Annotated in this window: 7 protein-coding genes; all 7 read right to left on the bottom strand. The window is 32.8% G+C overall.

Annotated elements, in window-relative coordinates; genetic code table 11:
• Nucleotides 1-102: 102 nt before the first annotated feature.
• Nucleotides 103-2568 (bottom strand): UvrD-helicase domain-containing protein, encoded by a 2466-nt coding sequence (locus tag GS400_RS02060; protein WP_027446313.1) that lies wholly within the window; start codon nucleotides 2566-2568, stop codon nucleotides 103-105.
• 515 nt (nucleotides 2569-3083) lie between these two features.
• Entirely contained in the window at nucleotides 3084-6422 is a 3339-nt protein-coding gene (locus GS400_RS02055; protein ID WP_027446312.1) for a DEAD/DEAH box helicase family protein, read from the bottom strand.
• A gap of 16 nt (nucleotides 6423-6438) precedes the next feature.
• Entirely contained in the window at nucleotides 6439-7644 is a 1206-nt protein-coding gene (locus tag GS400_RS02050) for a restriction endonuclease subunit S (RefSeq protein ID WP_051255062.1), read from the bottom strand.
• Entirely contained in the window at nucleotides 7644-9113 is a 1470-nt protein-coding gene (locus GS400_RS02045) for a type I restriction-modification system subunit M (RefSeq protein WP_027446311.1), read from the bottom strand. The genes GS400_RS02050 and GS400_RS02045 overlap by 1 nt, the downstream gene beginning before the upstream one ends.
• A gap of 234 nt (nucleotides 9114-9347) precedes the next feature.
• Complete coding sequence (locus GS400_RS02040; protein WP_027446310.1) at nucleotides 9348-11534, bottom strand: Z1 domain-containing protein; 2187 nt, start codon at nucleotides 11532-11534, stop codon at nucleotides 9348-9350.
• A gap of 65 nt (nucleotides 11535-11599) precedes the next feature.
• On the bottom strand, nucleotides 11600-11785 hold the full coding sequence (locus tag GS400_RS02035; protein ID WP_231566564.1) for a hypothetical protein: 186 nt from the start codon (nucleotides 11783-11785) through the stop codon (nucleotides 11600-11602).
• A gap of 99 nt (nucleotides 11786-11884) precedes the next feature.
• Entirely contained in the window at nucleotides 11885-13765 is a 1881-nt protein-coding gene (locus tag GS400_RS02030) for an N-6 DNA methylase (protein ID WP_027446309.1), read from the bottom strand.
• Nucleotides 13766-13829: the final 64 nt, after the last annotated feature.

Here is a 13829-nt window from a genome sequence, read left to right as displayed (position 1 = left end):
TCAACAAGTATATTATTTCTATTAAGACATATATAAAAGTTTATAGGTTAATTTGGAAAAATAAGTAATGTTTAATTGGTTGAATAAGAGAATAGATAGAAATTAACCTTTTTTATTTTTTAAGTACTTCTTTTTATAGTACTCAACCTCTTGCTCAAGCCTAGCCACTTTCTTTTTCAACTCATATATTTCTTCTGCTTGATTATTAAAAATAGTATTCAATTCGCTTTCTACTTTTGTTATTAGGCTCTTCTTATTAGTTTCCAAACTTTGATCAATTTCATCTTTTATCTTTTGATTATTCTTTAATTCTTCTCTAATGTTTTTTGCCTTTGAAGGCTGTTGAATTTCCATTAAAGGTAAAGTTAGTTCATTTCTATATAGTACATGTACTTGATGTAGTGCTCTTGTTACTGCTACGTATAATAGTTTTCGTGAATAATATGAGTCTTCATACACGTCCCTTGAAGCATTTGCAATAATTACTGAATCATACTCAAAACCTTTTGTAAGATATACTGGACTAATAATAATACCTCCAGTTATCTCTTTGGAAGATTCACCAACTAACTCTACATTTTTGATTTTGTGTTTTAGTCCACTGTAGAGGGCAAACGCCTCTTCCCAATCTTTTGTGATGATAGCTATGCTCTCAAAAGATTGCTCATCTAGGTCATTACATAAACTTATTATTTGATCTAATTGGTTATTCATCGAATTAAATTTGTGGTGTCTTGGTTTAGGACCTTCACGACCAATTGGATTGGATAGTGTATATCTATCTTGACTATATGGTTTTAATATTTGATTCGCATAATTTACAATCTCTAGTGTTGAGCGATATATTGTGCTTAATTCAATATATTCATATTCATCCTTGGCATCACCTTGTAATGAAGCAAATGCTGTATCCCAATTATCTATTCCTCTTGGAGAAAATATGCCTTGTCCCAAGTCTCCGAGTAGTGTCATTCTAGAATTTTTAACTACTTGCTGAATCATAAAAATATGGAAAGGACTATAATCTTGAATCTCATCTACTAAAACATAATCATAGCCTTCCTGAGTAGGTTGACTTTGATTCTTCCTTTTATGTAGAATACCAATTCCCTCAAAATATTTTTGTTGAATAAACAGTAAAGCAGGTAAATCGTCATACGTTACTAATTTTTTTGATTTATTGATTTTGTTATTCTCAACAATAAGTTCAGCTTTTTCCTCTACCATAATCGCCTTCATTACTTCTATGTTTGTGCAAAAATCAAAATATATTTCAAATACACTTGGGATTTTCCACGACTTATCCAATTTCAAAATTTCTTTATCAATTAACCTTTCGTATCCTCTGTCGTCAAATCCCCAGTCTTTTTTTCCTTGTTTTGATTTAGATTCCTGTTTAATAGTTTTTAATACTCGTTCTTTAGCTACTTTAAAAGAGGAGTTTTCTATATAATCCTTTGCTAATTTATGAATTCTCTCTAAAGTAAAAGTAAAATTCACATCATCAAACTCAATGTTTATACCTTCTTTTGGTAGATACTTTTCAAGGAAATCACTTGTTTCTAAGAAATCATTAAGCTTATTTTTATATTCAATGCTACCTTTTTCCTTTATAGATAGATATTCAGAATCATCCTCCATATTTTGCTTAAAATAATGGAAATAATCTTTCATATTGAATTTATTTTTCTTAAAAGGCAACCTGTTTATGCAATATTCTTCAAAAGTTGATTGGTTTACCTTATTGATATCCGGAGATATATCTTTAATGTAGTTTAAGTACATGTTATTAGGGGCCATTATTAATATCTTATCTGGATTTATATTTTTATGCTCGTATAGTAAATAAGAAATTCGGTGGAGTGCTATGACTGTTTTTCCACTCCCGGCAGATCCTTGAATGAATATCGGTACTGATATATTCTTCCTCATAACTAAATCTTGCTCGGCTTGTATTGTCTCCCAAATTTCTGACAACTTTTCTTTTGCATTATCATTCAGCCTTTTTTCTAATACAGGATCAAAATAACCTTTTTCCTCATCCCACTTTAAGTCATGGAAATTTATAAACTCACCATTTTCACTTTCTATTTGTCTTTTTAAATTTACAGTGACTTCCCCTAATTTATCATGGCTTAAATCACCAATTTTTGATTGATTGTATATAGCTCCAAAAGCTGAAAGAATATGGTACACTCGAATATCATTATCATCTGCCATACCATTTCTTCCTATATATACAGTTTCTTTATCCCCTTCTTCATTCAAAATATCCAGCCTACCAAAATAAGGCTTTTTTGTTTGCTCCTCTAAAATTGGTTTTTTCACTTCCCTATCTTTTGTTCTAAGAGCTCTATTAGTAGATATTGTGATTCCTGCTTGGTAATCTGTATTTTTTTTAGCTTCTATGTTTTCTAAGTCCTTCTGGGCAATTTCTTTTGTATCTTCAAAATATTTAGTTTCAAATTCAGAAGAACGTGGGAATTGACTATAATTAATGTGTGCACTTTTAGTACATAAACCTGGCTTAAAAGGGAATAAACCTTTCGTCTTACCTTCTTTACTCAACCTTATCACCACCTAGTTATTCTCTTAACTCAATGACAAAATTAACGTTTCCTTTATTCCAAAATTCGACAAACCATCACGACTTCCTTCCCAATTTATGATTTTTTATATGAGAAATTTGATTACTACATTAAAAAATGACTCCGGCTAAATGTCGGAGTCATCTCTTATAAACTTAGTTCTACTTTATGAAGCTTTCATTTGTCTTAGTTACAATATCTACTTATTTTAGTTCTATTATGTAATTCCTAATTAAATCAGTAAGCACACTTCCACAAAACTTCGAAATTTATTGTATTCTTATGAATGAAGAATATTATTACTAATTATCCGCTAGTATTACCAATGCCCATAATTCTCTAATATGATTTTAAATGTTGGAAAGTATTATTCTTTCTGTAGAATTCGAATTACTAGAGATAGAGCCCAAGGTTTGTGGTTAGTCACCATTGGTAAAATTAAAGGCACCTAAAATAATATTAAGTGCCTTCAATTGAACTAGTGCCAAATATAATTCATGCTCCAGAAATCTCTTCAGAATTTCTATTTATCTCATCGATAATCCCAATAATCCTATGGGCATCATCCATATTATCTTTAAACAATTCAACTATGCTTCCTACTGACTTAAACGGATCCTGTTGTAAAACTTTTTTATCCATTACCCCATTTCTTACAACATAGTCCACAATAAGCTTAACAAATCTACTTTGTTGAATATTGAGATTTTCAGTAGATAAAAACTCGGAAAATGCATCATTGGCAGCTTGTGGGTCTAATCCAACTACTTGCCTCACAAGTTTTGTTACAGGGGTATCCCCAAAGTCCTTTTTATAGTCTTCTTTTGTACCCAATTCATTCCAAAGAATATCTTCTAAGGACTTTAAATCTTGATCCGTTAACTGCTTGTTATTTCTTAACTTATGAATCGCTAACTGATCTCTGTGTTGCTGAAGATAATGGTGAACTTTTTTCTTATAATTTTGCAAATCGTTCGCATGGAAGATTGGACCGCTCTCTTTCACTTCAAGTACTTGGTCTTTGAAGTTGGTAAAGTACATTTTCTGCTTTTCTTTTTCAATAAACTTGATAAGATCACGCAATGCTTCACGTACACTTTCAAGTTCAAAGATGTCGGCACTCTCCCAAAACTCTTCTGTTAGAACCTTATTTATAATAGGCTGTTGTTCAACCACTTGAGGAATTGTTCCTAACTTAGATAATGCTTCTGCAGTTGTAACAACGCTACGAATAGGCTTAGTAGCATTTTTTGTTTGTAATTTAGCTAACTCAATTGTGTACAATACTAGGTCAAAGCGTTTGGCAAATTCGTCATCATTAAATGGAACAATAATAGGTGATATATGTTCTTTTATTTCATTTACGTTCATTACGGTTAAAGAGTTCAAGTTATCTTTATTTTTATATTTATGAACATGTTGTAGATGTTGGCGAACCCGGAAATTTTCATCATCTAATGCATTAATATCTGCAAAGACATCATTAATAATTTCGTTACGATGTGATATATAATCTTCTGTTTGATATTCCATCCCCTGAAGCTCTTTGATAATTTCAAGCTTTGAATTAAATAGCTTTTCCGTCAAACTTTCAGTCGCTTTCGCTTCCATACCTTTGGGGTTCTCTCTAAAAAATTCAAAATTACCGCAATAATCAAAAATTAGAAAGTGTGTTTTATCCTGTCCTACACCCAACAGATCTGGGCATAACCGTGTTCCTCGACCAATCATTTGCCAGAACTTTGATTTTGAGCGGACTTTCTTAAAGAACACTAAGTTTACAACTTCGGGAATATCTACACCAGTATCAAGCATATCAACTGACACAGCTATCTGTGGCATCTTTTCCTGTGTAGAAAAATCTTCAATTAATGATTGGTAATAGTTCACACTATAGTCGATGACTTTGGCAAATTCCCCACCATATTCAGGGAATAGTGCATCAAATCTTTCAACTATCTTCAGCGCATGTTGATGATTTTTAGCAAAGACAATAGTTTTGCCAAGTTTGTCTCCACCTTCAACATGAATTCCCTTTTCCATTAAATTTTTAAGAACGGTATCAATAGTGTCAGCATTAAATAACCACTCATTTAAGGCTCCGCTATCAATATCCTCTCCTACTTCATCCTCAAACGTTTCTTCATATAATTCTTTCTCTTCATCTGATAAATCATCATAACGAATACCTTCTTCGAGGAATTTCATTTTTGTTTCAATTGTTCTGTAATCCACCAGATATTCATCTTCAACAGCTTTCTCTAACTCGTAAGCATATGTTGGCGCACCACTTTCAAGGTTAAATACATCATACGTATTTTTATCAATTTCATCCTTTGGAGTTGCAGTCAATCCTAGAAGCATGCCATCAAAGTAATTAAAGATTGAACGGTATTTTTTATAGATACTTCTATGGGACTCATCTACAATAATTAAGTCAAAATGACCTATAGTAAATAACTTCTTGCCATCTTTCCGTTTTACCTCATCAATGGCATTCATCATCGTTGGATAAGTTGAGAAGACCATCCGACTTTCATCGGGATTCTCTTTGTTATCTAAGAGATTACATAACGATAAGCTTGGCAAAAGGTTATTAAAATTTTTCTTCGCCTGAAGTAGAAGGGTCTTACGATCTGCTAGAAACAAAACGTTCTTAACCCAGTTATGTCGAGAAAGAACATCCACAATAGAAATTGCTGTTCTTGTTTTCCCGCTACCTGTTGCCATAACTAAAAGCATCTTTCGCTGATTTTGTTCTAACGCGTCACAAACTGCTAATATTGATTCCTTTTGATAATAACGATTCGTAATGTCATCGTTAATTTCAATATTTTTTAGTTCACGCTTCATTGTGAGACGATCAATTACTAATTTTAAGTCGGAGTTACTATAGAAACCAAATACTCTCCGTGGTGGATATGGTTGATGCCAAATATAAGTCTCAAAGCCATTCGTATAAAAAATAACAGGACGTTGCCCATACATTTGTTCAATGCAGTCAGCGTAAAGTTTAGCTTGTTGCTTACCGGCACCAGGATCTTTCGACGTTCTTTTAGCTTCTACCACACCTATTGGTTTACCATTTTCCCCAAGCAATACATAATCAACAAAACCAACGCCTTGATCATTCGGCATTCCTGTTACCTCGTATTCCCTCATAACGTTCTTACCGAATTCCCAGCCTGCTAACTTCAAATCAAGATCAATATACTTCTGTCTTGTTTCAAATTCAGTAATCTCATCGACTTGGAAATCATATTGGTTTTTATTTGATTCACGCTTATTAGTATTTATCTTACGGATCTCTTCGTTTTCCTTCATCATTTCTTCTAAGCGTTTATCTTTAGAGCTTAATTGATCATATAAATCTTGCAATTCTTTTGGTCGAACACGTTTCTCTTCCCCATGTTGTAATAAAGACTCATCAAATTCTTTTGCTGTATATTCATCCGAATAACAGTAATCAATCCAAGCAATAAACTGGTGTAGGTTGTGTAGAGATAAAGTTGCTTCATCACGATCAATATTTGCATTGGTATGGACTGAAACATTACCTAGCTTAACGATATACTTTAACAAAGGTAGTAAGTCTTCATCAATAATAGATAAAAAATTAGGATCGTGAATCAAACTCGATAAATTCTCTTGATAAGGAACTTTTAATTCACTGTCAGAACTGTAAAGCCACTTCACAGCAAGCTCAAGAGCGCGACGTGTTAATATTGCACACGTCGCTGGACTCACAATTAATGCTTTTTCTGCTTCTGAGCAAGCATTAGTAAAACTAAGATATTGAGTTTTTTCTTTAAGAAAACCAAAGTTTGTTGTCAAATATATACCTCCTCATTTATAGATTAGAAACCTTTGCTTGAGCAAATAATTCTCCTTTGAAGGCGCTTTGTAATAGTGATAGATATTGTTCTTCTAATTTATCTAATCCTTTTAATAATAGCTCTCTTTTTTTCATTATTTTCAAATTAATGTCAGCAAATTCATCTTGCAAATCCTTCGGAGGAATATATATAGAAATGCTTTTCAACTCTTTTGCATTTATATTGGCCATGCCGACAATATTTTTTGCCATAGAATTTAAAACAACTTTTCCATACTTGGAATTGAGATATGCTGATATAAACTCTTCATTAGCTTTCTCATTACAGATCAACTTAATTAAATAACCTGCAAAAGCCATAGGTTCATCTTCACGATAAACTGCTGTTTTTCCAACCAACTCTTTGCTATTAGTTCTATTAAACAGTAACTCACCTTTGTTAACTAAAAACTTCTCTTTGTCTTTGTCATTTAAATCAATATATTTGAGACTGCTGAAATCCCAACCACCATTATAAGTAATATTATTCATTCTCAATATAGAATAACTACCGTTTTGTTCATCTGCTTTTTTACTTGTTCCGTATTGAGTTTTTATAGAAAGATCCTCAATAGTTCCAACAGGCCAGTTTTTAGGGTTTATTTTGGGATCTCCAAACATCTCTAAAAACAATGATTGTGTCATCTCATCTAATGCTAAAATTTGGTCTCTACGTTTGTTGATTAACTCTTTTGCCAAATCTAATACATTCACAATTTGCTTTTGTGACTCTAAAGGTGGCAGTGGTATTGACAACTTCGCAATTTCGTTAGTGCTTATATTCGGTTGTGCTGCCCCCCCTGCTTTATACAATATCTTTTCCTGAAGTTTACTCATGAAATAGTAAAGATATTTTGGAACAATTAAATTCGATATTGGTCTAATTCTACCTACTCGCTGATTAAGTAGAGCCTTTTCTTTATAATTAAAAATTCCGTATTTCCCTGTAGTAGCTCCAGATAAAGCTATTAAGATATCCCCATCTTCTACAATATAATCGCTGTATTTATGAATTTCTGCTTCATCGAAAAAACTAGAATTTTCATCAAAATGAATTAAATTTTTGGTGATATTTGCAATTTTCAATACAGGTACACCATTATTTACAAACTCACTACTTTTAAAAGCATAGCCCCCTTTTACTGAGCAAACATCTCCTAACTTAACTGATTTGATACTCATTATTTCACATCCAAGCTAATTAAATTTTTTAATTCGCCTATATTCTCCAATATTTCTTGTTCGTATTTCTCTACTTTATTTAGTAGTTGCTTAGGCTCCTCATACTCTACTTCCTCATATTCAATCTCTTTATATTTGTTAATAGATAAGTCATAGTCATTTTCACGTAGCTCATCAACTGTCACAAAGAAAGATTGTTCAGTACGCTTTCTTTCAGTCTCAAATTGTAAATTATTAAATCGATTAATGATATCTGGAATATCATTCTCTTTTATTGGAATTCTTTTATCATCAAGAGAAAGACCGTCTGCTTTCATGTCATAAAACCATACTTTATCAGTTCCACCTGAACCTGTTTTTGTGAAAATCATAATTGCAGTTGATACTCCAGCATATGGTTTAAATACTCCGCTAGGCATTTTTATAATTGCTTCAAGTTTATGTGTATCAATAATTTCTTTTCGTATTTTTTTATGAGCTTTTGAACCTCCGAATAATATTCCGTCTGGTACAATAACAGCTGCACGACCACCAGATTTTAATATACGGATGAAAAGAGATAAAAATAGTATTTCTGTTTTCTTTGTTTTTGTAAGTTTTAATAATTCATTTGAAACCCCTTCTTCATCTAGAGAACCTTTAAATGGAGGGTTTGCAAATACTAGCGTATATTGCTCTTTATCTTGATTCACTTCTGCAAGTGAATCTCGGTAATCAATATTAGGATTATCAATACCATGAAGCATCATGTTCATTGCACCGATACGTAACATTGTTCTATCCATATCATTCCCGTAAAACATCGTATTGTTAAAATGCTCTTTTAACCCTTGAACTAAGAACAAATCACTATGGTTTTTACGTAAGTACTCAGCAGCAGATACAAGAAAACCTGCTGATCCCATTGCTGGATCAATAATTTCATCCTCGGGTGTTGGTTTCATGAGTTCTACCATCATATCTATAATATGACGTGGTGTACGGAACTGCCCATTTGTCCCAGAAGTTGCTACTTTTGATAGCAAGTACTCATATAAATCCCCTTTTGTATCTCTGTCTTTCATAGGGATGTTATCAATGCCATCAACAATTTTAGAAAGCATATTGGCAGTTGGTATCATAAACATTGCATCATTCATATATTTCGAATATGCTGATTCTTCTTTGCCATGCAAAGTCTTGATAAAAGGAAACACTTCTTCAGATACAACTTCATACATTTCTTCAGATGAACCAAGTTGCTTAAAATGATTCCAGCGCAAATGTTGCTTGTCTTTAGGAAATAAGCCTTGATGTTCCATACCAAGAAACTCCGCTTCCTGCTCTTTCGTTATCTCTTGTTCATCTAATCCTCTAATAAATAATAAATACGTAAATTGTTCGATTACAGTTAGTGGGTTTGTTATACCACCGGTCCAGAATGTTTCCCATATTTTATCGACTTTACTTTTTATTTCACCTGTTATCATCCAGATACCTCCTTAATTCTTCCATCCAGTTATTATATCACTATGTCAAACCACATATAATAGTTGGCAGTAAAAGTTCATTAACAACTCTTACCACCAACCTTTTCTTTTTTTAAAAAACACTTAATCACTTTCTAATACACTCATTAAAACAGAAATCAGGAACTTTTACTTCTTTCAAAACCCCACTTTATCCTGTGGAATTTTAGAAGCAGTTGATATTTCCATAGATTATTACTTAATAGTATCTTTAGCATAAATCGTAGATTCAATGTTTAACTGAGCTAACATTACTGGCCACCAAAAAGGTGTGTCTCTCCATCCTTTATCTGCATCACCCTTTTGTTTTAGTAACATAACAGCAGGGCGATCAACTGCAACTTTTTTGGCAACTTTCAATTCAGATTTATTTCCTTTAGATGAATCAGGAGAATTCTCAAACTTACCCTGAGAATCGATTCTACTCATCTCTCTTTCTTCTCGTACTATAATCCAAACAAGCTTTTCTTCTTCATCTAATGTTAAATAGTCCAAAATAGAAAAATACTCATCTAAATCCCACTCATATCCATCTTCCATAACAAGTGTTTCATGGATTTTTGAAAGAATGTTCTTCACTTCACCTAAAGGTGCTAAAAACGCATCACCTTCAATTACCTGTGGTGAATATTGTTTTATTTCATTAACCATTTCAGAGATCTTTTCTACTTTTTTTCTAATATGCGTCTTATATCCAGTTTGAAATCCGAAAGGCAATAATCGCTTATGAGGCTTCAGAGTTATAAGGTTTGAAAGCAATATCTTATTCGGACTACAAGGAACAATTTTATTTGATGTATCTTTCTGAATGAAAACTATCCCTTGATCATGTCCCTTTTCAAAAGCTTCTCTTAATTCGGTATCAAATTCATGAATTCTCTCCATAATATTATAAATCTTTCTAGTAGTGTAAAACCTAGTAACAGCTATATCTTCAATGGTCCTTGCTCCATACATTCGTGAATGTTGAAGCACAGTATCTTGTTGAAAAGATTTTGGGTTTCTACCATAAAAGAATCCTGTTAAATTACCTATAGTTATTCCTCTATCGAGAATTTGGCCTCCGATAAAAATGTTCATTGGTGTCCGAAGTTGCAGTTGTCCAGTAGAATCTAATAACTCTTCCACATCTTTATCAGAATTAACTGTCGACACAACTACCATTTCTTGAATTAATGCTTCATTAACCTCTTCTAAAACTTCATTAAATGAGGGTTCTGGCATGTTGACTAATCTTACAGATTTCATTAAATGGTTATAAGAACCTTTAACCCATTCAACAAACAAATTATTATTCTCTTTAACTAAGTCAGCTAAGTCCTCTAATATTAAGTTGATAAGCTCTTGTTGCCAATCATGTGCCTGTTTTCCCCTCTCAGTATGAACAACCATAGAATATTTCTCTTCATCATCATTTTGATACCTTTGTTGCCACCTTCTTATACAACTACCTACAATAAAGTTGATAACAGCCTGATTTAAGTTATATAAATTCTTTTGAGCTAACAGGTTTTCTTTTCGAACACGCCGTAAATCCATTTTTTTCATAACTTCTAGATCATTTTCAGATATCTCCTGATATAAAAAGTATGCTGGTGAATCTTCATTTTTTGACTCATCAAAGTACATTTCGCCACCTACATACTTATCATGAATTGGTACTAATTCAGTAAACGCAGGTCGAACAGGTTCAAATTTGAGAAAATCATTTATTTCTCTTTCATCTGGCTGAAGGTAAAGTGAATAAGGAGTTGCTGTGACCTGTAAGAAAGAGCTTTGATTTAAATTTGCTCTTATATTATCTACCTTTGTTGCTATAACTTTCATATCAATAACATTCTTCTCAGAATTATTCTCATAGGATACGCTAGCAAAATCTGCTTCATCATCAATAAATAATATATTCTTATCCTTTAGTTCTGGATAGGTATCAAACAACGCATCACTGATCCTATCCATATTTCTAGTTTCTTTTTTGACAACAATGGCAAGCTTTTTATTTAGTTCCCACTTACTTAAATTCGAAGGTAGAGTCATAATATCGTAAACTCGCATCTTATCACGAGTAATCATTCCATCAAACTCCTGATTTAACCTAGCTATTGTCTGTTTAACCAATGCTTTCGTGCCTTTGGTTAGAATAATAACAACATCATAATCATTATCATAAGCCAACCCCATTATTCCAAGGAAAGTTCTGGTTTTACCGGATTGAATTTTCCCTAGTAACATTCCAGGTTTATTGGCTGATGTTTGTTGTTTCACCAGATTGTTTACTGTGTTTTCCATACACTTTAAGTAATCTTGCCCATAATTGTTTTTGCTATCTAAAAAGGTGTAAAAACTTCCTTTAGTTTCAAGTGATAATTGAGCTGTTCTCATTGTTTATTTCCTCCCCACTTATTATCATTGTCATATGTCGTAAAATACATTTACATTACAGACCTTTATGCAATAATGCTGATTTCTTCCTTTAACCTCTGAAGATAAAAGTTTTCAACCTCTGTTCTTTTACCAGTAAGGTAATCTTCCTGATTCACCTCATTAACCTGACAAATCCCATTACTTTTAACACCAGACATTTCAGAAGCTAAATCCATTACCATAATTGGGGTGTATGTGGCTTCTGTCACAGAAACCTCGCTACACTTACTTCATTCTTTTGTCCTACATGACCATAACGTAACACAACCTTCCAATATTTCGATTCCATGATTTATCATCCTCCATCACTAGATAATTTCAAATGAATCTCGAATTCCCATATAATCATATAACTGTAGTTGTAATTGCTTCTTCTCTTCCTCTAACTGCTGTAGCCTCTCTTGGATACTACTTTTCATGTCGTGAAATCCCTCAACAATTTCCATTTGTGCTTCTATTTCTGGTACTGGTATTTTTATATCCTCAAGATCTTTAGGATTTATCGTTAAGATGTTCGTACCTATCTGCTTACTTGTAAGCATGTATTGACCGACTGGACTTTCTAAATACTCTTTGAGAAAATATGGATCTAGTTGATTGTTGCACCTAATCCCCAAGAAATTATGAGACAAAATGATATTCTCATCGACATGTGGTACAACAGCTATCTTTATACTTGTTCCTCGGTTCGAAATAATGAGATCTCCACGTTGTACGAGATACATTTCCACTTTTGATTTACGTTTTAAAGTAACTTGCGTTAGTTCCTCGAGATTAATGTCGCCATCTTTCACATCTGAAAGTTTTATGATTTTATATTCTCCAACCCCTTCTTCTACTGATTTAGAAGAAACATTTAAGCCCCTGTATATGGACTCCGTTAAATTGGATAGAGATTTGTTATTAGGTTGATTATTAATTTTGTCTTGTGAAACTTTTACCTTTCCAAACGTATCGACTTCAATTTCACCATCTTCCAAGTAACGTTTACACAACAGATCTGCATCCTCAATCATATTTGTCTTAACAAATTTACTGAAACCTTTTATTTGGGTTCCTTTTTCATACGCATTAACAATCTTTTTAATATTTTCATGATTCAAAAGTTTTCTTCGTCTATTTAATTGTTTAAATTCTTCTTCTGCATTAATAAATAATATTTTGCCTTGACGTTCAATAGGCTTATTTTTATTTAAGACAAGTAAATTCGTCTGAATGCCGGTTTCAGCATAAATATTCTCTGGCAATGCGATTACCGTTTCAACAACATCAGCCGTAATCATGTTCTGACGAATTGTTCCTTCAACCCCCTGTCTAAACAATGTGCCATTAGTTACAACAAAAACTGCCTTTCCCTTTTGATTTAATGATGCCAATCCATGCATAATAAAAGCCATATCAGCACTTCTTCTTGGTGGCTTGCCATAAATAAAACGATTAAGCGTATCATCTATCAAATTTTCATAATCAGTTATGTTCATCGAAAATGGAAAATCCATCATAACTCGATCAAATTTTTCTATATTCTTCCCCTCAACAAATGCTGGTTTAAGGAGTGTATCTCCTAACCGAAGGTCAGCATTTTCTACACAATGAAAAAGTAAATTGAACTTCGCCAACGCCCAATTGTTATAATTCACTTCTTGCCCGAACAGTTGGATGTTCCCATTAGTTTCTCTTGCATACTTTTGTGCTTCTACAGTCGTCGCACCTACACCCGCAGCACCATCATAAAAAGTGCCTGATTGTGGTTGTAATAATGCAATCCCTAACTGATTGACACTTTCTGGTGAATAATGCGCACCACCTTTTTTACCTTCGTTTTCATAAAGATAGTTAAACAATTTTTCCATTAAGTCAGCCCAAACGTTATTAGCAAACTTCATATTATTCACTTGAAGTAAGAAGTTAAATAACACTTTCTGACTTAACTCTTTTGACGGAAAGATATCATATATACCCTTTAATTCCGGATATTCGTTTTCAACAATATTAAATGCATGTATTAAACTTCCCACCAGGTTATCTTCATGTTTTAATACGTTACTAACCGTAGCTTCTTCAGGAATCTTTTGATTGTTTTTAAGAAACTGCAGACTATAAATTGGAATAGCTACATTTTTCATTTTTTCTAGTGGTAAATCTCCACGCAATATATCCAATTGATTAAATAACACATTATCCTCCATAAGGTTAACATCTCCCTTGCATTAAGTTAGTTATTCGATTACTAAGATTTGTTAAATTAAATAT

The organism is Pontibacillus sp. HMF3514 (assembly GCF_009858175.1).
In the GTDB taxonomy this organism is placed as follows: domain Bacteria; phylum Bacillota; class Bacilli; order Bacillales; family BH030062; genus Pontibacillus.
Note: the sequence above shows the minus strand (reverse complement) of the source record. Positions and strands in the feature narration are given on the sequence as shown.

Bases quoted from the DNA above. Each gene is read 5' to 3' on its own strand.
- GS400_RS02030 (WP_027446309.1), bottom strand. From the start codon at position 13,765: ATGGAGGATAATGTGTTATTTAATCAATTGGATATATTGCGTGGAGAT.
- GS400_RS02040 (WP_027446310.1), bottom strand. From the start codon at position 11,534: ATGAGAACAGCTCAATTATCACTTGAAACTAAAGGAAGTTTTTACACC.
- GS400_RS02045 (WP_027446311.1), bottom strand. From the start codon at position 9,113: ATGATAACAGGTGAAATAAAAAGTAAAGTCGATAAAATATGGGAAACA.
- GS400_RS02050 (WP_051255062.1), bottom strand. From the start codon at position 7,644: ATGAGTATCAAATCAGTTAAGTTAGGAGATGTTTGCTCAGTAAAAGGG.